Origin of the sequence: Pseudoduganella albidiflava (assembly GCF_004322755.1) — a bacterium.
Lineage (GTDB): Bacteria > Pseudomonadota > Gammaproteobacteria > Burkholderiales > Burkholderiaceae_D > Rugamonas > Rugamonas albidiflava.
Map to the genome: position 1 here is coordinate 5,417,837 of NZ_CP036401.1, position 21,893 is coordinate 5,439,729.

Consider the following 21,893-nt stretch of genomic DNA (forward strand, 5'->3'; position numbering starts at 1 on the left):
GTCGACGACCTCTTGGTCGCGCTCTTCCCGGGCCTGGTCGTACAGCTCACCTGCAGCCCAGGCGCGCGCGACCCCGGTTAGTTTTTTGCCTTTGCGCCGTTTTCAGCGGTGTACGCGTTGAAGCACAGCAGGCCCATGCCATTGACATTGAGCAGCGCGGACAGTGCATCGGCACAGAACTCGGCCGGCGTCTCACCGTCTTCTTCCATGACCAGCCGCTGGCCGGCCCAGCCCGTGGTCACTTCCTGCATGAAGTCGGCGAACACCAGCCCTTTGCCATCGAACTTCTCTTTCATCTGGGCTTGATCCGAGCGCTTGCAGGTCAGCGTGAATTTGAACGGCACCGGCTTGCCGGCGGCATCGGTCAGCTTGCCTTCCACTGGAACGATGACGGTGTCGCTGACGAGGATTCTGTATTTCTTGCTCATGGTTTTCCTATGCCGCGCAGGGCGGCTTGATGGGGTTAGAAACTGGTGGTGATGCGGAATTCATCGTTGCCGGATGCCGGCAGCATGCGCAGTTTGTATGCGCACATGCGGGAGCCATTGAGCTCCGCTTTCGTAGGCTCGGTCAGCTGCACTGCAGGCATGAAGACCATCACGCGATCGTTCACTACGGTGCCGTGCTGAACACCAAGGCTGGTCAGGGCGGCCGCCTTGACGTTGGCCATGAAGGTAACTTCCTGCGCTGCAGTCAAGTCCAGCTGAACCGAACCGCTTACCTTGCGATCGGTGATCGGCACCGATTCGCCGCCGAGAAGCGACTGGAACTGCGCAGCGATGCCCAGGTCGACCGTCAGGCCCTGGCTTGGGTACTGCTGCCCGCCGACCAGCGCGGGAGCCGTTGCAGTTGCGTGCGTGGCGTCGAAGGTCAGGTCACCCGAGTTTGCGTCGACAACGATTTGCGGCACGCGCCAAGCCGTCAACGTCGTCGACGGCATGGCTGCCGCGCTGATACCGCCATCGATCGCGACGAACTTGAACGAGATGACCGGCTTCTTACCGACGGAAAGATCGAGCGTTGCGGTGCCGCGTGCGCCCAAGCCCTTGTGCAGCACGCCATCGTCGTACCAGTAAATGGTTGCCGATTCGAAGCCGGTCGAGATAGGCGTGTAATCGACGCGAATCCCTGCCGTAATCGTTTCAGCGAAACCGATAGCACGCATCAGCGGTCCCCAGGCCGGTGCAGTACCAGCGGTCCCGGAGCCAACCAGCTCGACGTCGAAGCCCATCTCCACATGACGACTGCCGAGAAGCTGTTCCGAGTTGCCGAGATAGGGGCGGATGATGTCGCGCTCGACACTATCTGCACTCAGCGGGCTGATGCTGAGGTTGCTCACCAGGAGCGCATTGGCGGCGCCAGTCGGCAAGGCATCCACGCCATACGTGGCTTCCAGTTTCGCCAGGATGGCGGTATTGCGGATCAAACGTGCCATCAGTTACTCCTTGATCGATTGCGTAGGTTCGACGTCGCGCTGGGTCAGCGCGCCAGTGACCGGGTCGCGCAGGTAGCTGCCACCGCGCTGCGGCTCGGGCGGTGCGATCGGGGCCGGGTTCGCCCGAGCACTGTCCGCGACGGCCGCGTCGACAGTTCGTTCGTTGGTTTTCATTGCGAGAGAGTCCTTCCGTATGTTTGATGCGTGATGACAAATTGCGCGGTAATGCACGTCAGGCCGGTATCGAACTCGTCGTGATCCCATGCCAGCGTGTCGCCTTCCAGCGGCAGCACGTCCAGCGCCTGACCGCCCAAGGTCGGCATCTGTGCCAGGCGTTCGAATACTTGCGCGACCAGCTGGTCGGCGGCCTCGTCCAGCTGGTCGCCGGAGCCCCGGCCGTAGCACTCGATGCCCACCAGGGTCTGCCAGGTCGTCGGGCCGCCGATGACCGCAGCGAGCGTGGAAGCGCTACGGGAGATCCGCACCACGACGGCGCGCCGCGTGTCCTTGTTGATCGCCCGGGTGCGCGAGCGGTACACCGCGCCATCGGCGATGGCCGGCTCCTGCAGCAGCGCATCTTTCAGCGCGGTGGCGATCTGCGAGTGCGCCGTGCTCATGGCCGCTCCAGGAATACCGCCGTCAGCCCGTACGGCTGCTCGCCGTCCGGCTGGCGGTCGCTGACGATCCAGGGAACGTTGTTCACGCGGATCTCCGTGCCGACGAAGACTTCCGGCACCTGGTCGCTGGCGATCGTCATCTGCGGCACTGCCGCGCCCATGCCGACGACGCCCACCATGCCAACCTTGAACTGGGCGTCGAAGATGACCGGCACGTCCTTGTCGCCAAACTGAGCGCGGGCATTGGCCAGCCTGGTCATGGCGACGCGGTTCGTGCGCGCTTCCAGCAGGGCGAACATCAGGCGTTGATCTTCACGTTGACGGTAGTCACGCCGGCTGCGGCAGCACCGGTGGCGTAGCCGGCCAGCGTATTGCCTGCGGCGGTGACAGTCAGCCGCGCGTTGGCCGCGTCCCAGTACAACAGATCACCCTGCGCGACCGCATCACCGGCCAGCTTCGCCAGGTTGAAAACGCCCTCGACTGCGGCAACGCCGTTCGAGTTTGCGGCGATGTCGCGCAGTGCAACGCCGATCCGCTTGCCCATCACCACTACCGTGCCGCCTACAACCGCAGTGCCGCCGGTGTTCACGTCGAGGATCTCGCCCTCGCCCACATAATTTTTCGCCATCATTGGCTCCTGTCAGATGGCGGCGTGGTCGCCCACGCCGCCAAGGGGTTATTGGCCGGGGTTATGCACCAGGGTGCGGAAGTCCAGGGCCTTGACGCCCGCATCCATGCGGACCTTGAATTCGGTACCGTCCACGTTCCAGCCTTCCTGCTGTTCCAGGGTCGGCGCGGTCTGGCCGTCCAGGTACGACACTTCGACGGTGTCGTACTTCGCGTGGTCGGCCGTGCCATACCATTTCGCGGCCGAGTTCGCGTCCAGGCGAGCATCGGCGATGACCTTGAAGGTGTTGCGCACCGAGTTGGGCACGGTGTTGTTCTTCGCTGCCGCACCGACTTCGTATTCGCTGTCGCGAACCACGTTTGCCAGGCCTTCCAGGGCCAGCGGCACGATCAGGTTCGCCAGGCGGATATTCAGCGTGGCATTGCCATCGCTTTGCTTGCCCATCAGCACGCGCGCCGCGTCGACGCCACCGGTACTGATCGGGCCGCCGGCCAGCAGGTTGTTGTGCGTGGCGTGGAACAGCGGATTGCCATCGGCCATGGCCGGGTTGCTGGTCAGGATTGCGTAAACCAGGTCGCCGATCGTGCGGATCGCGGCGCGGCCCATGATGCGCGGCAGCTTGGCGAAGGCATCCAGGTCGTCGTTGATGATGGTCTGGCGGGTGATCGAGAACAGCTTGCCGTAGGTGGCCAGCTGCACCTGTTCGCCGCGCTCGCCGACGGAGGCGTAGCGGTACTCGCCGCCATCACGCACGCGGTCCAGCGCCGGGAAGGTGTTCAGGTCCAGGCGCATACCCGGCTTGAAGTCCGACAGCGTGCCCTCGGCCGTCCACAGCTGGAACGTCTCGTCGGCTTCTTCGTAGCCCTTCAGCATCGCCTTCTCGGCGATGTTCGACAGCAGCTGCGGGAAGTCACTGCCCGTATGCGTGAAGGCAGCGGCCACCAGGCGCATCTTGTCCATGCCGCCAGCCTTGACGCCAGCGCGTGCCAGGCATTCGCGTGCAATGTCCATCAGCGTGAAGCCGCGGTAATTGTTGGCTGCATCGTCCTTGGCGATCTTCGAGCGGGCCATCAGCGAGGCCTGCATGCCGGCGCGCATTTTGTCGCGCTCGTCTTCCAGGGTGATGATGTTGCCGCCGGCAGTCGGCGTGGCATCCTTGCCCAGGTGGGCCAGCAGCTTTTTGCCGGCGTCGTCGGCGCTGCAGTTGATATCGTTCTGGCACGTGGCCATCAGGGCGGTGACGCCGGCACGCTCGGCAAAGCTGGCGAACAGCTCGCTGATGCTGATGCGGCGGGTCTGGTCAGCCTGCAGGGCGGCACGAGCGGCGGCGTCGCGCTCCTGCTGCAGTTGGGCCGCATTCACGGGGCCGTCGGTATTTTCCGGTGGCATGGGATTGCTCTCCTTGGTGGATGGTTTGGTGGTTGTCGCAGCCGATGCTGCCGGGGAAACAGGGGGACGGAACGCGGCCTGGTGCCGGGCCTTGGCCGCGGCAGTCAGCGATGCCGAAGCTGCAACAGGAACAGCGGCCACGGTCTCGTCGATGAACTTTTCGGCCAGCGCCTGTTCGGCGGTGTACCAGTGATCCTTGCCGTCGGTGAGCATTGCCAGCACGTCAGCCTTGTCCTTGCCGGTCTTGCCCGCATAGGTGGTCGACATCGCATCGGCCCAGCTATCGAGCATGTCGGCGTATTCGCGCATCGCGGCGCTGTTGCCGACCTGATAGCCCCAAGGTGCGTGAATCATCAGCTGGGCGTTCTCGGCCATCTGCACGGTGTCGCCGGCCATCGCGATCAGGCTGGCGATGGATGCAGCGATGGCGTCAACCACGATGGTCACTTTCGCCTTGTGCCGTTTGATGGCGTTGTGGATGGCGATGCCGTCGGTGACGGAGCCACCGTAGCTGTTGATGCGGATGGTCAGCACGTCCACGTCCAGGGCGGCGATCTCGCGCACGAAGTCTTTCGCGGCGATCGTGTCGCCATACCAGCTTTCGCCGATATCGCCGTAGATCAGGATCTCGGCCGCTGCGGCGTTGATCGCGCCCGCACGTGCGGAGGCGCGGATCGTGTACCACTTTTGTGCTGCTGGCGTGTTATTCGCCTGAGGGTTCGAAGTCGGCATGCGTGTTCCTTATTGGATACACACAGTGTCGCTATTCAACTGTCCACTTTCTACGGGAAAAAGTGGACTCTCGAAAAATTTGGGATATCCGCAGCCCTAATATCGTTCGTTCAAATGCAAGGGCCTCGGCAGCGCCGCTCCCTGCCGGATGCCGAGGCCAAGCTAGATCGCCGTATATGTGAACGGTTCGAGGAGTTTCTCCAGGTCGGCTTCGGTCATTGTCACGAACTGCGCGTCGACTGGCTGGAAGTCCAGCCCATAACGGCGTACCTCGTAGTCAAGGTCGGTCTCGTCATGCCGTGTCTTGACCTTGATGTAACCGGTCTCGACTTTGAATTCGGCGTAAAGGCACGCCTCGCCGCAGCAGGCCGAGACCCACGTAATGTCGCTCAATTTCATTTCCGGTCCATCCCATAGTAAAAGCCAGTAATCCCATCGCAAACGCGCAGCTTCCCTTCCAGCTCCAGCGCGCGAATATATGCCATGGATTTTTCGAATGCAGATCGAGTAATTGCAAGGGTGCTGCCGGTCAAATCCTCTCCGCTGCCCGTATCAACTACAGAAATCGTGTGCCAGAACGGGAACCACGTGTCGCCGTACCGAACGATCACATCGATCACCCGCTTGATCTTCGAGAACTGCTGCAAACCGTTCACGGTAGACGTGACGCCGCCGGTGACATTGATGACACACGAGCTCGTATGATTCCCGATATCCGAGGCGCCGACATGGTGAATATTCGGCACGCCGAACGCTGTCACCGCCACATTCATTTTCCGCGCATGCCGCTGCAGTTTGATGCCCAGATTCTTGATAACTTTCTCGGCGAGCCGGCTCGTGGACGACTGGGGCGAGCAATAAAACTCACCGCCGCGCGTCATGCCCTGGTTGCGATAGTACGCATTGACCGCATTGATTTCGTAAGCGATCTCGGCCGGGTTCGTCAGCGTGCCATTGGCCAGATGGTTGGTCGTGTGGTTGGTGCAGTCCCAGCCCGCGTCGTAGGCTGCTTTCAGCAACGCGTTGCCGCTCGACCAGTCGGTCACCGTTTTCGATGCCGGAGCTTCCCAGACCCGCTTCGGGGCAGCCGTGTAGCCAACCCATCCGTACTGTGCAAACAGGGGGAGCGTGATGGAGGTGAGCTTGTCCTCGGTCACGTCAGTGCCGAGAACCATTTGTGGTTCAGTTTTCCAATCGGTAATGAGCGAATCGAAGTACAACGTGGCACCAGTCCAGCCGGCCAAGGCAATCTTGATGCCGGCAATCGGCAGTGCCTTGATATTGGCCTCCGCACCGTTGAATACTGTCGGGGAAACGCCGAACGGGTGATCTTCGCTAACGCCCGAGCCTGGAACGTATGCCGCCGGATCTTCCATCACGAATGACAGAAAATTCCACCCCTCGATCAGCTGGTTCGAATTGAAGCCGACCTGAAGCGCGAAACCGGCACCACTAGTTTTCAGCGCAATCGCAATGCTGCCATTGAGCGTGCCACCTGGTTCATAACCAGGCTGGTTCTCGATATAGACCCACAATCCGATGCGGCCGTCCAGTGCAGTCGTCAGAAGGTTTGTCCCCGGCGCGCTAAGAATGATCTCTTCATTGCCGTTCCCGGCTGTGACGTATTTCAGGATATTCGGCTGCGAAGTAATGCTCGCCACCGGCAGCTGGTTGCCGCTCGCGTCGTAACCACTGTAGTTCTCTTTTACTGCGGGCACGCCGCCATTCTGGCCCCACGTGGCAACCGAGAAGAGTGCAACCACCTTGCCCGCCCGCTTTACCGGTCGCGTAATTGTCGTCGGCTGGCCGCTGGGGAGATATGCTGAAGTATCCGGCTTGTCCGTTTTGTCCAACAGCCCCAGGATCTGCGCGTTGCGCACGAAGTCGCCGAGGCTCATTGCTTCACCCAGTCCGATTCGCCAGTGAGCACGCCGTTGGTGTAGGTGAAGGTCTTCACGTACACCATACCGTCGACGGTCCACGTATCAGTGGTCAGGAGTCCGCCCACGTAGGCATAGGTATGGGAGCCGGCCGAAACTGGCATCATGACCGGGATCACCGCGCCGCCGGCGCCAGGGTTCGCAACAGCCGCACCCGTACTAGTTGATTTATTCATTCTCTTTCCTATCGTCGTTGAGATTGCTTTCGGCGCCCGTCTTCTGCTGGTTGGCGAAGTCGCTGCCGAAGGCCAGGCCCTTCTCGTTGGCTTGTTTCCGGAATGCCGCGATCTGCTCCAGCACGTCCCGAGGATTGCCGCCGCGTTTGCGAATTACTTCCACTTCGCTAGCGAATCCGTCCTGTACCAGGGAGTGCCACGCCAGAGCTTCCTTGAGCGGGTCAATCCATGGCATCGACTGGCCGATGAACAGCGCGTCGTCTATCGATTCCGGCATCAGGTCGGCCGGCGGATTGGCCAGGCCGGACAGGCGCGCGGCCTTCACGAAGTCCTTCCAGGCCGGCTGCACGAACTGGCCAACGAAGTCGTCGGTCAGCACGGCATAGTGAATCCACTGCTCGACCAGCTCCTGGCGCTGCGCCGAGTACGTGCCGTTGTAGTCGCGCGCGATGCTTGAATAGCTGCCGCCCAGGCCGGCGGCGACCGCGCGCAGCTGGCCCTGCCGGAAGTGGATCAGGTTCGGATTCGGGCGGTTCGAGTCGATCATGCCGATCTCCTCACCGGGCTTGAGCGAATCAATGACCATGCCGGGCGCCATGCCGATCTCGCGTACACCGGAAGTAGTGTCGGCCTCGGCGTAATCATCCGGGCCGCCCTTCTTGACGTACACGGTCAGCGCCGCGGCCACTTTCGCCGCAATGCGCTCGGATTCCTCATAGTCCTTGATGTCTTCGAGCCGCGTGATCACGCTAGCGAACTCGGATATGCCTCGCGTCTGGCCGATCCGGTCCAGGCTGGCCACGTGCAGCATATTGGCCGCGTCGATCCGCTTGAGTTCGTAGGAGCCCTTCCCCCAATTGTCGGAGCCCGGGAATGCCTTGTAGACCCAGTAGCCGACTGCCTTGCCCCAGGCATTGCGTTCTACGCCCTGCGCGATGCGGCGGTCGGCATCGGCATAATGCAGCGGGAGATAGTCGGCCTCCATCAACTCAAGGGAGTATGGCACCCGGCTGCCGTGATCCAGGAATGGTACGGCGCCGATCAGGCGCTGCGCCAGCACCTCGCCATCGCGGATCCAGGTCTTCGCAGCCAGGCGCTGGACCTTCGACCAGGTGTGCTTGTGCGTGACCTCGGGCTTCTGCACCCAGTCGCGCCACAGCGTGCGCAAGGTCGCTGCGTATTCCTCGTGGATCGAGCCGTCGCGCCGACGCGGCTGCGGCTCGATGCCGATCCCGTTCGCGCCGATCACGTTATTGACCAGCACGCGCAATGCGCCTCGGGCGATATCGTGGTTTTGCTCTAGGTCGCGCGCCAGCGCACGCAGGGTAGCTGCGCTTTGCCGCACCTGCATATCCGGCGAACGGTGGTCACGCTTGCCTTTGCGGAGGCGCGACGGCTTTGCCGCCTCGTACTGGCTCAGCACCCGGCGCGCGGAAAGCCGGCGCAGGCCGGCGGTTGGGGAAAAGTAGGCGACCAGCCGATCGACAACGGTGAGCGGGACGAAGGTCCGCGCGCTCATGCGTCACTCCCGAAGCGGGCGACCGAGAATCGAAGACCGCCAAATTTTGGCGCAGCCTTGGCAGCGGGCGTCTCCGCAGCAACCCGGGCTTCCCATTCCCGCCGGCCGGCCTGGACGAACGCCAGGTCTTCCATCCGGAGGGTGCGGTCGGCGAATTTAACTTCCTTGCCTTCCAAGATTGCGGTCTCGGCGGCAAGGTATTTTGCGAGCATGTCAGTAGCGTTTGTCATCGGGGCCTCTGTTTGATGCCCCGACACTACGCCTCAAGCTGTCCAGTTTCTACGGAAAACAGTGGACGATTCCAGCTACATACAGCGGTAGCATCAGACAGTTAATATGAAGGTCACGTTGTGTGATATGGCTCAGGATCAAGGGGATAGCCTTTGAGAACTGAGACTGTCGCACCGGCTCGCCTCCTGAAGCCCCAGCTGCCCGAAAGCCAAGCACTAAGCTCACGAGAATATACGCTTTCCCACTCCTCCCCCTGAAGGCGAGTAGACAGTGGCCGGAGAGCCAGCTCAGTCTCTTTTCCGTGAAGTCCGCCCTCCGCCTTCGGCAGATTGTAGGAAGCCAAGTAGAGTTTTCCCGTCATATTCTTATACCCTGCAAATTTCGACGGTACGAAATGGAACCAACCGGTCTCATCAACATACGCGTACCAGTGATGGACTAAGGGCACAATTCGCTGCAGGCCATAGGCTAGCTCTTTGTCCTCTATGTCTTTGTTGAAACGAATGGCGTTCTGAACAACGTCATCGACGGTGGTAACGAATTGGTGGTATTTGCGCATGACAGGCAGCCTCGGCAGGAGTGATGAAGTTGAAATTTGCTGGACCTACCGGACCTAACGGACCTATCGGACCTAACTAATCCGATAGTAACACTTGTTTCCTTAATGCATCACCGACTCGGCAAAAATACAACAGCTCCCGCCGTGTCAAAAACATGGGCAACGCCAATCATCCGCCCTTGATGATCTTGTAGAACGCGCTGCGGCCCAGGCCGTACCGTTCCATCAGCTCGCGGCGATTGGTCATGTTGTACTCGGCACGGATGGCCAACGCTCGTTCATCAGGATCGGGTCGGCTCTGCTTTACGTACACCTCCTGGCCGCCGAAGTGCAACCGCACCTTCTTCTCAATCGCGCGCTCAACTTCTTTCGAAAACACCTCGGTACCAAGTGTGTCCCGAACTTCCTTCAACAGCATGGCGACTACGTCCGGCTGCTTGTACCGTTGTATCGATTTCACGAGAACCCCCTACCCATCCAGTCGTCCGACGCGAACCCGGAAGATCCGGTGCGCCGGGGTTGGTCCGCCGGCTTTGCCACCGGCGCTGCTGCCGGCTCCTGTTTCGCGGGAGCCTGAGGTACGACCACAGGGGCAGGTTCCTCGATTGTCATCGGCCCCGCGAACAGGTCGACAATCGCCGGCTGCACCAGCGCTTCCAGCTGCTCCCAGTACACGGCCTTCTTTTTCCCCAGTTCGAGATGAGTCTCCAGCCACACTGTGTAGACCGTGCAGTCCCAGGCCTCGACCCGCTTGCGTAGCGCAGTCCAGCGCGATTCCCGGCCGCCGGCGGTCGCCCGCTCGACACGGGCCTCGCCGGCCATCTGTTTGAAGAACTCGTCACTGGCGTCCTTCGAGAAGTGCACATAGCCCGGGCCCGGCCTGGTGATCTGCAGGCGGCCATAGATCAGGTCTTTCGCCAGGTTGGTACCGACCTGCCACAGGATCATGCCCTTCTTGCGCTTCTTGCCGCGCCAGTCGATATCGACCTTCGACGCACCATCCTTGATATGCTTCTCGCGGCCGGACCGGCCTTTCACGGCGAAGATGCGGTGGCCCTTCTGTGCAGACGTCTGCACGAAGTTGTACACGGCCTGTGTATTGTGGCCGCCGGTGTCGATCGCGCTGGCGTAGATCTTCAGGCGCTTTCCGCTCGCGTGCGCGAATTCCTTGTCGAAGAGGTATTCGGCCACGTCTTCCCAAACTTGGTCCTCCTCCGGATTGCCGTAGCAGACTTCGTGGTCGACCAGCCATTTCTCGCAGCCGCGGCCATAGGCCCAGACTGTGAGCTCGATGCGGTTGGGCTGCGTGTCGCAGCCGGCCAGCAGCTGAAGCCCACCCATGGGAACGGTGTCGAACTTGTAGGGCTCGGCCCGGTCCTTCAGTGTGTCGGCCTCGGTCTTCTCCACGTCCAGCGCCCAGGTCTCGCCCAGCGTCGTGTTCGTGAAGGCTTTCAGCTTCGTGATGTCGCCGGACTGGGCCTTCTCGTACGCCTCCATGAAGTCCTGCACGATCGAAGCCCAGTTCACCGCCGGGCTGTACGCTGTCCACACGTGGAAGGCGATATGCGCCGGCGGCGTCACGACCTGGCCAGCACCGTTACGGAACACGCCGTCGAAGTCGATCGTCATGCTGCCATCGACATTCTGCCAGCGGCCCAGATCGGCCACGGCCAGGTATTGGCCCTGGTCGATCAGCGCGCTGCAGTGCGGGCATAGGTGGCGCACGGTAGCCGGGTCGCCATCCACCCACTTGAAACCCGTCGTGTCGTCCTTCTTGCCCCAGGCAAGCTTGTGGAAGCCTCCGCACTCGGGGCATGGAATCGCGTAGGCGAATCGTTCGTCCGCCGCGTTGTACCGGTCCTCGATCAGCGAGAAGCCGCCCAGCTTGGGCGTGGAGCCTGTGACAAATTTCGGGAACGTCGCGCCCTCCACACGCTTGCGCGCCAGGATGTCCGGCGAGCCTTCCTTGTCGATGTCGCGCAGGAATGCATCCAGCTCGTCGAGGTAGGCCACGTCGACCGAGATCCGGCGGTAAGCGCGAGCCGCGGTGCCACCTCGCGTGTGCAGCAGGCAGCCCAGGAACTTCTTCTGCGCCAGGGTGTTGTCCTTGTTCCTGGAGACGTGCGCCGGCATCGCGCGCTCCATCACTTTCACGTCGCGCAGCATGGTGTCCAGCTCGGTCTTGACGAACTCGTCGCTGTCGCCATCGGTTGGCTGCCACAGCACCTGGTTGCGGCGCTTGTGCTCGGCGAAGTAGCCGATCGCGGCCAGCAGCATCTTCGTGTAACCCACCCGGGCCGACTTCATGAAGTCCAGGTCGCGGATATCGTCGTTACCGATACACGCCAGGATCGCGCGCTGGAACGGCCATGGCACCCAGTTCTGCTCGACGTACGACGATTCCTTCGACAGGTAGAAGTTTTCTCGCGCCCACGCTTCGAGCGTTTTTGGCTCGGGCACGCCGAACGCACCCAGGCCACGCCCTACGGTGGCTTCAAGCTCCGGCGACTGCCAGCCGACCACCTCGTACATATCGCTCATGCGTCGATCACCTCGTCGGACCCCGCGCCCCGGTCTTCATCAGATTCCGCGCCGGAGTCACGCAGGTCCGCCAGCGACATGCTCGCCACGATGTTGCGCACGCGCGCGATCTCCGCGCCGATGTTCTTGATCTCGTCGCCGGACAGCGCCGGCACGCGGCGCTTCACGGCGCCCGGGATCCCTTCCAGGATGCCCGCGATCTTGCCGCCGGCCTTCGACAGCACTTCCTCGATCAGCGTTACTGGCGCGAGCTCGCCGCGCGTGACGGCGTTCTGCATCTCGATCCGTTCGCGCTGGGCCTTCGCCAAGCCCGCCCGCTCGTTCACCAGATCGAGCTCGCCATTGCTGGCACGGCCGGCGGCTTGCTCGCGCAGGTGCGCGCAGTACATCTGCAACGCCTGTCGCGCCGGCACCTTCATATCCAGCACGCCGCGGCCAACCAAGTTGCCGATCGCCTGCTGCGTGACACCGACCAGCGCGCCGAAAGCTGCCTGCGTCATGGGTTCGTTCAGGTCAGTCGACAACACAACCCCCTTGGAAATGGCCTGTGACTAGAGAAAAGTCGGGGTTCGAATTACCCTTGGCAGAAGGGGCTTGGGAGTACCTTGGATCGTTGCACGGTTGCAACAAAAGGCGGTGACCGGTCATCGTGCGGTCCTTTGCGCTTCGGCGTAGGCCGCCTCGAATTCGCCCGCGAACTCCTGCTCGATCGTCTTCTCCGCCACGAATCGGAAGTCGTAGATCGGCTGGTAGTCGGCAGTGCGGACGAACAGCAGCACCGGCTTGATGGCCGAGCCCTGCGCGAAGTTGATGCGCTGCCAAATGCCAAGTGGCAGGCGGTCGCCAGGGCTGCCGACAAAGTACGCTACGCCCGGCCTGGTCCGCGTGCCACGAGCCAGGCGCGCGCGTGATGCCGCCGTCATGTTCGCCTTGTAGCCAGCCTCCGGGAACGCCTGGAAGAACGCCAGGATCTGGACGATCTGGCCGCGGCTGATATTGCCATACGCATCCAGCTTTGCGCCGGCACCCGGCACAGCCCGGAAGCCTGGCGGCATTGCACCGACCGCCTGCAGCGCACGTTCGAAGCGCTTCTGCGCGCGCGTGCCGCCATCGATCTGCGCTGCCAGGAACTTCGCGGCCGGCGTGGCCTTGGTGGCATCGTCCTTCAGCTTCACTTCCGCGCTGAGCCGCTGTGCAGTGGCCGGGCGCACGAACATGCTGGAGAGCGTATATGGCGTCGGGCTGTGGAAGATGTCGCGCATCTCCTTCACCTGCGCTTGTGCGGCCTTTTGCGCGGTCCTGGTGAGGGCCACGCGCGTGGCGAACTTCACCTGCTTTTGCGATGCATCGGCCTGCTGTGCCAGCGCCGCAACCGCTTCCTGCACGTCCACTGTTACCATTTTCCTTCTCTCCTTCGTTTCAAGTCCTGCTAACGCAGGGTCAGCAGGCTTCATTTCAAACCCTGCATCGTTGTAAGCCGCATAAACACTCACTCTGAGCAGGGTATGCAGGGATGCAGGGTTATCTATAATGTGAGCAGCAATAAAAATTCATCACAGTTAGAAAATCGCTTCACACATACGTGCGCGGAACCCTGCTAACCCTGCATACCCTGCGCAAACCTAGCATCCATGCGGGTTTGCGCTATGCAGGGTTTGCGAATAACCCTGCGTACCCTGCATTTAGCCAAGCGCACCATCGGCACGAACGTCCGCCAGCTTCCTGAAGCGGGCGATCTGTTTCTCCATGGACTCCGTTTCCTCCGGCCCGACAATCTCGAACACCATCCGGTACATGGGCTGCTTGTTGCCTACCGCGACCTTGCGCTTGACCTTGTGCTCCCGACTGGCGATCAGGCCGGAGAACTTGCACAGGGTGAGGGGCTTCTCGCCGCTCTTGTCGCACCAACGCTTGTAGATGTTGTACAGATCCTCCGTGAGGCACGAGCAATACGGCGCGTCCAGGTAACCGTCCTTCCACGCCCGGTGAAACGACATCCAGCCGCTCAGGCCGAACTCGATCACACGCTCCTTGGCCAGGGTCATCGGCGGCTTGGTGTGCTCGTCGAAGTCATCCAGCGGGAAATTGAGCAGGAAGTGGTAGAACGCTTCCAGGCCGCCGGCATCGATCGACGCCTTCACTCGGGCATAGAACTCGGCATCCTGCTTCTTGCGGGCCTCGACCACCATGAAGCGCCGGTCTTCCAGCTCGATCGGAATAGGCTGCGGCTCGTTCGACAGGAACACCGCGTTCATGTGATTGCGCTCTGTCCGTTCCGGCAGGTTCTTCTGGTTGATGCTCATCTGCTTGCCGGTGACCATGTACTTCAGCGTGCCGTTGTGGCTGTACTTGTCGTCACGCGACAGCACTTCCTCGAACAGCACGAACAGCTTGCGCGATCGCCAGGCCGTGAAGGTCGAGTCCAACTGGTGCTGGCTGGCCACGGTGCCATACTCGCCGTAGATCGGTGCCATCACGTCCTGGAAAAACAGGCTCTTGCCGGTCCCCTGCTTCTCGCCGAACATCAGCAATGCGGTCTGCATCTTCGCGCCGGGGTGCTGCAGCGGATATGCCAGCCAGCGCAGGATCCACGCCACGCACTCATCGACCCGGTCTTCGGCGCTGCAAAGCGATTCCAGGAGCGCGAGGATCGGCAGCACGAGATCCTCGTTCGCCTTGGGCACAAGCGGCCAGCCGAGGAAGATGTTCACGTGCGTGACCGGGTCTGCGGTCTGCGTGGGATCGAACACCAGGTTCCGCGCCTCGATCGTCTTGCGCAGGCTGTGCTCCTGCCAACGCGCGGTCAGATCGGCTGTGTAGTCGGCCCGCACGGCGCCCAGCGACATGACCTGCTGGCCGATGCCATCCCATACGGTCTCGGTGCCGCGCAGCAGGGTGAGCTGTTCGAGCATTTCGCCCAGCTTGCCACCCTCGCCGCTCGCGCCCATCGCCTTGCCACCGATCAGCGTCGGCAGCGATTCGCGCATGATGGTGCGCCGGCCTTCCGCTTTCTCCCACTGCGTGGCCAGATCCTTGCCCACCCAGGCGGCGAACGAGCTTTTCTTCATGCGCTGTTTACGCAGGCCATCCCACACGTCGGTCGTCGGGTAGATCAGCGCGAAGTGCGACAGCAGTGCTTCGATCGTTGGCACGCGCAGGTCGACCAGCTCGGCCGGCTCTGTAGGCCCAGGGGGCGCGGGGGATTCCGCCGGGGCATCAGGGGCTCGCTCGGTCGGAACCGTTTCGTGTTGCTCAACCATCGCAGCGGCAGGTACAGCGCTGGCCACAGCAATGGCGGCCATTACCTGCGTCCGGGCTGCCTCGATCGATTCCTCGACGTGCAGGTCATTGAAGTCGGTCCACTTGTTCTCGCCGCGCGCGGCAAACTTCGGCCAGCACACGTGAGCATTGCCGACGGCCGCAGCCGCGGCGCGGGCCTTCGAAATGCCGGCGTTCTCGAACTTAAGCTGGCGGAAACGGCGGCCGCAACGGATATCGCACTCGATGTAATCGGTGCCGGTAGCGTCCTTGCGCCAGGTGGCCCGCACGGTGACCGACTCACCCTTGCCGTTCGTTACGACGTGGTCGGCCCCATCGATCAGCGGCGCTGTGTCGATATCGAAGTCGTCGGTTAAGTCCCGCTGATAGCGCTGCACCAGCTGCCAGTCGTCGTCCGCGAAGAACAGCAGCGTCGCGTGCGGAAAGTCAGCGCGTAGCTGCCGCGCAACCGCGAGCAGGTTTCCGGCGTTGAATGCCACCATGAACGGCAATGTGCCAGCTTCCGCCAGGCGGACAGACTGCCCGGTGGCGTATCCTTCGCCGACTCCGATCAGTCGCGTCTCGTCGCGCGCGATTGTGCCCAACAGGCAGGCGGCACCGACCATATCGGCACCGGCATTGAAGCGCTTGCCTCCGACCGCGTCGATCTTCTGCAGACATACCAGCTCGGGCCGCTGGCCAGCACGATAGCGCCTCGCTGGCACAAGCAGAGTTCCGTCTTCGGAGACGCGTGCGAACTCGCCATCGATGTGCTTTTTCACCAGGTATGGCACGGCGGCTGCATCATCGATCGCAGTCGCCCGCTTCCATTCCTGGCCGGCCCGGTTGGCGGCGAATCGCGCTGCATTCTCGCGGCGCTCGTGCTCCTTGCGCTCGTCATCGGCTTGACGGCGAGCAGCTTCCGCACGCTCTTCCTCGCTGACGCCTTCCCAATCGAATTTGACCGAGACCGAGTTCGGATTTTGCCCTTGCCAGACCCCATACGCACCAGTGATGACCTGCCGGCCCGACCGCAGCGTGAATTCGCGCAGCTGGTACCAGGCTTTCTTTCCCTTGCCGAAGCGGTTGATCTTGCCATTCAGGCGCGGATGTCCCGAAGGCAGCGGCGGCAGGTCCGCCGCCATCTGCGCGATGACCTGGTCAAGCGTTGCCATTACGACTGGCCACCGTCGACAGCAGCCGCCGGCCTGCGGCAGTAGATCTGGAACATCAAGGCCATCAACTCGCGCATGGTCTTGTGGATGTGCTGTTCAATGCGCTGCAGCTGGGCGCGCTCGCGCTGGTCAATCTCGTCGTCCTTGATCGCTTCGGAGTACGTGCGCGACAGGTTACCGAGTTGCTCGTACAGTTCGTGAAATTTGGCGTGGAGGTCTCCGCCATCGAGCGCGCCTACCTCTGGCAGCTCGATAAATACTCCACCGCTCGCCGCTGCAATAGCGTCAGCGAAGTGCGTGGTACCGGCATAGCTCTGGATGAGCAGCGCAGTATCGACGCGCATGCCGGAACCCTTGACCTCGTACACGCGGGCCTCCAGGGCCGACTTGGTCATACCAAGCGTTGCCGCCGTACCGTTCCAGCCGTGCACTCGGATCATATCTTGGTATGCGGTTAATAGTTCCACAGCAATTCCTCTATTTCCTTGGGTTACGTCGTCATTGCCTAGCGAATATCATTTCCGAAAGGCTAAATCCATTGACATCAAACAACGTGAAACACAAACTTCCCTACTCGACTCACGATGCGATGACTGCAGCGCGCTGCGAGAGGCCTTCCGCCAGCTCGCACAAGTACCGGCGAGCGAGCATCTCTGCGTCGGCGTCAGACGCACCAGCTTTGCGTGCGCTGGAGACCGAAGCCTCAGCTGTCTTCGCCTGCATAGCGATCGTTTCTAGCAATGCCTTTGCGCTCGGATCCTGCGTGGTGTCTAGCGAGTGCGTCTGTCGCCAGAGTGCAGGGGTCGTATATCGTCGCGCGGAGTCTGCCGAGGTCCGGCGAGCACGGAGCTTTGTCAAACGCTCTGTCATTGAAGTCATGCCGTTTTTCCTTTCATCACCCTGGCCGGCGCGAACAACCGAATCTTCACGCATTGCCCAAGTTACATTATTAATAATTTCTGGTATTACTAAGTGCCTTGTGGCAACTTTATGGACGCGTGAGAACCCTCCGCGTTACAACTTTGCGGTTCAGGAGTTGATCTTTTGTATTGGAGAAATTGGCTCTAGAAAGACTTCAGGCCGAACCACCTTCAGATACATCAGGCGGGCCTTTGGGATTCCACCACTGGCAGTCCGCCACTGCGACACTGCTGCATCGCTGATCTCGAACAGCTTCGCAACCGCAGAGGTGCCGCCGCAAGCGTCGATGATTTGGTCTGCATTCAGATTGGTATCCATGCGTCAATTTTAAGCGCACTTAAATTTAAGCGCAACTAAATATTTCAGCACACTTAACGGAGTACAACTTAAGCTAGCTTAATGAACTGGAACCAACGTTTGACGCAAGCTCGCGTCGAGAAAAACTTATCGAAATCGGAGCTAGCACGCGCTATCAACGTCTCGCCAGCAACGATCACACAGTGGGAATCAGGCACGACGAAGGAGCTAAAGGGAGAGAACCTGACAGCGGTCTGCTCTGTGCTTGGGCTTGCAGCAGAGTGGCTTTTGCATGGTAGAGGACCGAAAGCCCTCGACCCGACGGCACTCTTCCCAGGAGCCAGACGAGTCGAAGTTCACGACACCGATAGCCCAATTTTCTATCAAATCCCCAAGGTCCGGCTCAAGCTGCAAGCAGGCGTAATGGGCGTCGTTACTGAGCCTCTTCCTGAGGAAAGCGGAAAGACGACGATTCTTCGTGCTTGGGTAGACAAGCGGGGCTTTCAGCCTGAGAAGCTTGTAGCGATTGAGGTCAAGGGCGAGAGCATGGAGCCCACGCTCTATGCTGGAGACACCGTCTTCATCAACCTGGCGGACACGCAGCCCGCTGAAAACGGCGTATTCGCGGTGAACTATGAAGGCGAAGCTGTGGTCAAACGCTTATCGCGCGACGCCGGCGACTGGTGGCTAACGTCGGACAACTCAGACCAGCGGAAGTACCACCGCAAGGTCTGCCGAGGCGTGGACTGTCTCATCGTTGGCCGGGTGGTCTACAAGGAAAGCGAACACATCTGATTGTCAACTTAAGCGAACTTAAAAATTTCGCTTGCTTAAATTTTTAAGTGCACTTAATATTTCCTTGTCGCAGCACTTCGATAGGGAAATATATGTTTCTTGCAACTCCCCTCCGTTTTCATTCCCTGACCATTGCGCCCAAGGGGCCGCGATGAGTCCCTTCACGGTCACTGTCCGCACTGAGAGTGGCACACTCACCTACCCCGCTATCGGCACCAGCAGCGCTGCCGTGCATATAGACGCCCTTGAGCGCTTCGGCGCGTGCGGCGTGACCGTGCGGCCACAGAGAGCCAAGGCGTGATCACTTACCTCCGCTGCTTCCGGTACTACCGCAATTGCGGCCGCGCCGTCCGGGTCTCGATCAAGTCTGCTTGGCGCGCAATGCGAGTTGGCTTCTAGCGATGCAGCTAGCACGTCCAGACCAGCTCTCTCTGGAGCATGCGCACCGCGCGCTCCGATCAGAGATGTCCCTGGAAGCGATGCTGTCGAACCCGGCCCTGAAAGTCATTTTGGAAAACCGCGCCCGTGCCTTCATGCAGCGGCGTGCGCGAGTGGATGTGAAGAAGCTGCAGGCCAATGACAACGACGAATGACCGCCGCGGGCATTCCAAATCATTTGAAGAGAACACCATGGAATCGTTTGTATCCCTGAAGGTCGCAGCAGAGAAAAAGCTGCACGGCGACGGCGTATCGAAAGTCACATCGTTCGCGGTCGCTCCGGACCTGCTGGAAGTCGAGGAAGGCTTCAACGCTCGTCCGCTAGACCTGGAGCACGTTGCCGAAATGTCGCTCGCCTACCGCAACGGCGCGGTCTTCCCGCCGCTGGACGTGCGCGTCGAGGACGGCCACATCATCCTGGTAGACGGCCACCACCGGCGCGCCGCAGCGCTGGATGCCATCGACAAAGGCGCGGAAGTGCGCTCCCTCGAATGCCGCCAGTTCCGCGGCAGCGATGCCGACCGTGTCGCCCACATGATCACCAGCGCAGGCGGGCTGCCACTCACTCCGCTGCAGGCCGGCGTTCAATATCGCAAATTGATCGGGTTCGGCTGGACCGAGAAACAGGTTGCCGCGCGCGTTGGCAAGACCGTCCAGCACGTGAAGGATGCCGTCCTGCTGGCCGAGGCCAATAGCGACGTCCACCAGGCCGTCAACGCCGGTGAAGTGTCCAGCACCGTAGCCGTGGCCATGGTGAAGCAGCACGGCAGCAAGGCTGGCACGGCCATTCGGGAAAGCCTGAAGGACGCCCAGGCCGCCGGCAAGAGCAAGGTCACGGCCGGCACACTTGCTCGCCAGCGTGCGACGAAGGAACCCACAGACAAACAGATCCTCGAATGGCTGATCGCTAACGGCACGCCTTCCGGCTATCGCCGGGACGATGGCACCGTGGAGTGGCGGCTGTCGTTCAATGCGCCGGCCGACGCACCAAACAAAGGTTCCAAACTTCGCGAAACGATTGCCGCTGCGATGAAGGCGGCATCGGACAACAACACCCCCACCACCTGAAAGGACTGCACCATGCAGAACAAGAAGATCGGTCCCGGCTCGCCGGTGACCTTCGAGAGCGACGCCGGCCCCCAGCACGGCACCGTCGCCGAAATCAAAACCGACGTCACCAACGGCGCCAAGATCGCTTCCGTGCGTGTGCCTGGCACGATGGGCGGCGCACCGTGGACGATGCCTGTCAACGAACTGTCGCACGCGGAGGCCGCGTGAACGCGCAGGCATTCGGCGTCTTCATCCAGGACGTGCGCGACGGCCGCGCCCACGCCGAGCTGACCGCACAGCTGGGCGAGCTGCTCGCCGCCGTGCGCGAAACCGGCAAGGGCGGCTCGCTCACGCTGAAGATCGACGTGAAGCCGGCTGGCCGCGGCTCCGACGTAGACAAGGTCGTGATCACCGACACGGTCACCTCCAAGGTGCCGAAGCCCGATCGCGGCCAGGACTTCTACTGGCTCACCGACAGCAACAACCTTTCGCGCAATCACCCGCGCCAACACGAGCTGCCCCTGCGCGCTGCAGGCGCGCCAGCACCCACCACCTTTAAGGAAGCAACCGCATGACGCACCCCGAAGCCGGCACCGCCGCAACTGCAGAATTCATCGCCGCTCCCGCCGCTGGCGAATCGCTGGTGATCGACTCCAGCGCACTGGCCCTGTTCACGAAGCTGGCTGTCGCCAGCACCGCCGTAACGGAGCACGAGGGGACGGCGCACCTGGTGATCCCGGAAGGCTACAAGCACATCGACCTGACCGCCGCAGTCGAGAAAGCCGCCGCTGTACCGACCCGCAAACAGGGAACGGTGAAGCTGGGCGACCTGGACAGCTTCCTGACCTACGTCGAGCAGCACGGCCAGCACGACCGCACTTACGTCTACGCCGACGTCGACAGTCGCTCGCTGACGGCCGTGATCAACGACCATCGCCCGCACCTGTACGGCGACCTGCCGGGCTGGCGCGACCACCGTGCCGTCTACACCGCGGAGCTGAGCCCCGAGTTCGAAAACTGGAAGAAGCACGACCGCAACCAGTTCGACCAGGAAGCGTTCGCCATCTTCATCGAAGACAACATCGCCGACGTGATCGAGCCGGCCGGCGAAGTGCTGCTGAAGGTCGCGCTGACGCTGCAGGCCAAGACGGACGTCAACTTCAGCAGCGCGCGCCGCCTGGACAACGGCCAGGTGCAGTTCACGTATGAGGAAAACACCACCGCCAGCGCAGCCAACGGCGCGATCGAGATCCCGCGCGAGTTCACGCTGGGCATGCGCCTGTTCAAGGGCGGCGAAGGCTACAAGCTGAAGGCCCGCCTGAAGTACCGCATCGGCAGTGGCAAGCTGAAGTTCTGGTACGAGCTGGACCGCCCTCACATTGCGATCGAAGACGCGTTCAAGTCGTACGTCGAGCAGGCTCGCGAAGCCGACTGCACGCTGCTGGTCGGGAAGGCTGGCTAACGATGAGCTACAGCAGCTGGCGCATCGCGTTCCAGTGCTCCGAGCAGGCCGCCCGCGCGGCCTACGCCCGGGTCGAGGAACTGGCAACTGAAGCAGCCCGGCTGCGCTACCAGGTGGCGCAGCTGGAAGGCAGCCTCGCCCACTGGAAGGCAAACCACGCCGACATGGCGACGCGCTGCCAGTACCTCGCGCAGCGCAAGGATTTGCCGGTGGATCGCATCCCTGCTTATCTGGCGCATGCGCAACGCATTGCCGATCTGACGGTCGAGAACAGCTACCTGACAGCCCTCCTCGCGGGCCGGGTGGCCCGGAGGGCAGCGTAATGCCGCGCTCCACCTCTCCTCGCCGCGCGCGTCGCGACCGGCCCACGAACAGGCCGATGATGAGCGAGACACACGACCGCCTGGCGCTCGAACTGCGCATGGCAGTTGAAGCACTCGTCGGCGCACCTTCGCCCGACGCCTACAACGTGCTTACTAAGATGCTGGCCGCACTGAACCGCAGCGGCATCCGGCTGGCGGCTCTGGAGACGGCGACGGCCACCATGAATGAGATCTGCGATCGCTACGAGCGCGTCGGCAAGATTGGCCTGAAGGATGGCGAAGCGCTGGCCCTGCGCTGCGCCGCCGCCTCCATCGAGGCCACGTTGCCAAAGCTTCCGGTGAACGTGTTCGCCCGGGCTGTCGCGGAAGTTGAAATTTACTGCGCCTCGATTGGCGCCTGAACGGAA

General features: G+C 61.8%; 28 protein-coding genes. 8 read left to right on the forward strand and 20 right to left on the reverse strand.

All coding sequences use genetic code 11. From position 1 onward, the window contains the following. Nucleotides 1–77 precede the first annotated feature (77 nt). The 20 genes from EYF70_RS22510 to EYF70_RS22595 form a co-directional block, all read right to left on the reverse strand. Nucleotides 78–428 (reverse strand): hypothetical protein, encoded by a 351-nt coding sequence (locus tag EYF70_RS22510; RefSeq protein WP_131147391.1) that lies wholly within the window; start codon nt 426–428, stop codon nt 78–80. A 35-nt stretch (nt 429–463) separates the two neighbouring features. Beyond that, a complete protein-coding gene (locus EYF70_RS22515; protein WP_131147392.1) occupies nt 464–1,435 on the reverse strand; it encodes a phage tail tube protein in 972 nt (323 codons plus the stop codon). 3 nt (nt 1,436–1,438) lie between these two features. Then, entirely contained in the window at nt 1,439–1,609 is a 171-nt protein-coding gene (locus EYF70_RS31170) for a hypothetical protein (protein ID WP_165497769.1), read from the reverse strand. Then, nucleotides 1,606–2,052, reverse strand: a complete 447-nt coding sequence (locus EYF70_RS22520) for a hypothetical protein (protein ID WP_131147393.1) — start codon at nt 2,050–2,052, stop codon at nt 1,606–1,608. Before EYF70_RS22520 ends, EYF70_RS31170 begins: the two co-directional genes overlap by 4 nt. After that, entirely contained in the window at nt 2,049–2,351 is a 303-nt protein-coding gene (locus EYF70_RS22525) for a head-tail joining protein (RefSeq protein WP_131147394.1), read from the reverse strand. Before EYF70_RS22525 ends, EYF70_RS22520 begins: the two co-directional genes overlap by 4 nt. Continuing rightward, on the reverse strand, nt 2,351–2,683 hold the full coding sequence (locus EYF70_RS22530; RefSeq protein WP_131147395.1) for a DUF2190 family protein: 333 nt from the start codon (nt 2,681–2,683) through the stop codon (nt 2,351–2,353). Before EYF70_RS22530 ends, EYF70_RS22525 begins: the two co-directional genes overlap by 1 nt. Nucleotides 2,684–2,728: 45 nt before the next feature. Next, the gene (locus EYF70_RS22535; RefSeq protein ID WP_131147396.1) at nt 2,729–4,801 is read right to left on the reverse strand and encodes a ClpP-like prohead protease/major capsid protein fusion protein; all 2,073 of its coding nucleotides are present in this window, start codon (nt 4,799–4,801) and stop codon (nt 2,729–2,731) included. A gap of 162 nt (nt 4,802–4,963) precedes the next feature. Continuing rightward, nucleotides 4,964–5,194: a hypothetical protein gene (locus EYF70_RS22540; protein WP_131147397.1), complete on the reverse strand. Its 231-nt coding sequence runs from the start codon at nt 5,192–5,194 to the stop codon at nt 4,964–4,966. Between the two features lie 2 nt (nt 5,195–5,196). After that, nucleotides 5,197–6,699: a polysaccharide deacetylase family protein gene (locus tag EYF70_RS22545; RefSeq protein ID WP_131147398.1), complete on the reverse strand. Its 1,503-nt coding sequence runs from the start codon at nt 6,697–6,699 to the stop codon at nt 5,197–5,199. Then, the gene (locus EYF70_RS31175) at nt 6,696–6,848 is read right to left on the reverse strand and encodes a hypothetical protein (RefSeq protein ID WP_165497770.1); all 153 of its coding nucleotides are present in this window, start codon (nt 6,846–6,848) and stop codon (nt 6,696–6,698) included. Before EYF70_RS31175 ends, EYF70_RS22545 begins: the two co-directional genes overlap by 4 nt. 61 nt (nt 6,849–6,909) lie before the next feature. Then, nucleotides 6,910–8,436 carry a phage portal protein gene (locus EYF70_RS22550; RefSeq protein ID WP_131147399.1) on the reverse strand — a complete coding sequence of 509 codons (1,527 nt, stop codon included), beginning with the start codon at nt 8,434–8,436 and terminating at the stop codon, nt 6,910–6,912. Beyond that, on the reverse strand, nt 8,433–8,666 hold the full coding sequence (locus EYF70_RS22555) for a DUF6148 family protein (protein WP_218943713.1): 234 nt from the start codon (nt 8,664–8,666) through the stop codon (nt 8,433–8,435). Before EYF70_RS22555 ends, EYF70_RS22550 begins: the two co-directional genes overlap by 4 nt. Before the next feature lie 113 nt (nt 8,667–8,779). Next, the gene (locus EYF70_RS22560) at nt 8,780–9,226 is read right to left on the reverse strand and encodes a hypothetical protein (RefSeq protein ID WP_131147400.1); all 447 of its coding nucleotides are present in this window, start codon (nt 9,224–9,226) and stop codon (nt 8,780–8,782) included. Between the two features lie 169 nt (nt 9,227–9,395). Further along, on the reverse strand, nt 9,396–9,644 hold the full coding sequence (locus EYF70_RS22565) for a Mor transcription activator family protein (protein ID WP_131147401.1): 249 nt from the start codon (nt 9,642–9,644) through the stop codon (nt 9,396–9,398). Nucleotides 9,645–9,682: 38 nt separating this feature from the next. Next, nucleotides 9,683–11,767, reverse strand: a complete 2,085-nt coding sequence (locus EYF70_RS22570; RefSeq protein WP_218943714.1) for a phage terminase large subunit family protein — start codon at nt 11,765–11,767, stop codon at nt 9,683–9,685. Then, nucleotides 11,764–12,291 (reverse strand): terminase small subunit, encoded by a 528-nt coding sequence (locus EYF70_RS22575; RefSeq protein ID WP_229420512.1) that lies wholly within the window; start codon nt 12,289–12,291, stop codon nt 11,764–11,766. Before EYF70_RS22575 ends, EYF70_RS22570 begins: the two co-directional genes overlap by 4 nt. A 120-nt stretch (nt 12,292–12,411) precedes the next feature. Next, complete coding sequence (locus EYF70_RS22580) at nt 12,412–13,167, reverse strand: hypothetical protein (RefSeq protein WP_131147402.1); 756 nt, start codon at nt 13,165–13,167, stop codon at nt 12,412–12,414. Between the two features lie 282 nt (nt 13,168–13,449). Continuing rightward, nucleotides 13,450–16,200, reverse strand: coding sequence for a DUF5906 domain-containing protein (locus EYF70_RS22585; RefSeq protein WP_131147403.1), 2,751 nt, complete (start codon nt 16,198–16,200; stop codon nt 13,450–13,452). Next, entirely contained in the window at nt 16,200–16,640 is a 441-nt protein-coding gene (locus EYF70_RS22590) for a YmfL family putative regulatory protein (RefSeq protein WP_131147404.1), read from the reverse strand. Before EYF70_RS22590 ends, EYF70_RS22585 begins: the two co-directional genes overlap by 1 nt. A gap of 589 nt (nt 16,641–17,229) precedes the next feature. After that, nucleotides 17,230–17,439, reverse strand: coding sequence for a Cro/CI family transcriptional regulator (locus EYF70_RS22595; RefSeq protein WP_131147405.1), 210 nt, complete (start codon nt 17,437–17,439; stop codon nt 17,230–17,232). Nucleotides 17,440–17,520: 81 nt separating this feature from the next. Here EYF70_RS22595 and EYF70_RS22600 point away from each other — a divergent pair, with 81 nt between their 5' ends. From EYF70_RS22600 to EYF70_RS22630, 8 genes are all read left to right on the forward strand, one after another. Beyond that, nucleotides 17,521–18,213 carry a LexA family transcriptional regulator gene (locus EYF70_RS22600; RefSeq protein WP_131147406.1) on the forward strand — a complete coding sequence of 231 codons (693 nt, stop codon included), beginning with the start codon at nt 17,521–17,523 and terminating at the stop codon, nt 18,211–18,213. Between the two features lie 464 nt (nt 18,214–18,677). Further along, complete coding sequence (locus EYF70_RS31865; protein WP_259772403.1) at nt 18,678–18,806, forward strand: hypothetical protein; 129 nt, start codon at nt 18,678–18,680, stop codon at nt 18,804–18,806. After that, nucleotides 18,790–19,719, forward strand: a complete 930-nt coding sequence (locus EYF70_RS22605; protein ID WP_131147407.1) for a ParB/RepB/Spo0J family partition protein — start codon at nt 18,790–18,792, stop codon at nt 19,717–19,719. Before EYF70_RS31865 ends, EYF70_RS22605 begins: the two co-directional genes overlap by 17 nt. A gap of 12 nt (nt 19,720–19,731) precedes the next feature. Beyond that, nucleotides 19,732–19,929 carry a hypothetical protein gene (locus tag EYF70_RS22610; RefSeq protein WP_131147408.1) on the forward strand — a complete coding sequence of 66 codons (198 nt, stop codon included), beginning with the start codon at nt 19,732–19,734 and terminating at the stop codon, nt 19,927–19,929. After that, complete coding sequence (locus EYF70_RS22615; protein ID WP_131147409.1) at nt 19,926–20,276, forward strand: YfdP family phage-associated protein; 351 nt, start codon at nt 19,926–19,928, stop codon at nt 20,274–20,276. Before EYF70_RS22610 ends, EYF70_RS22615 begins: the two co-directional genes overlap by 4 nt. Then, entirely contained in the window at nt 20,273–21,163 is an 891-nt protein-coding gene (locus EYF70_RS22620) for a DUF2303 family protein (RefSeq protein ID WP_131147410.1), read from the forward strand. Before EYF70_RS22615 ends, EYF70_RS22620 begins: the two co-directional genes overlap by 4 nt. A gap of 2 nt (nt 21,164–21,165) precedes the next feature. Beyond that, complete coding sequence (locus EYF70_RS22625; RefSeq protein WP_131147411.1) at nt 21,166–21,486, forward strand: hypothetical protein; 321 nt, start codon at nt 21,166–21,168, stop codon at nt 21,484–21,486. Nucleotides 21,487–21,542: 56 nt separating this feature from the next. Then, a complete protein-coding gene (locus EYF70_RS22630; RefSeq protein ID WP_131147412.1) occupies nt 21,543–21,887 on the forward strand; it encodes a hypothetical protein in 345 nt (114 codons plus the stop codon). Nucleotides 21,888–21,893 lie beyond the last annotated feature (6 nt).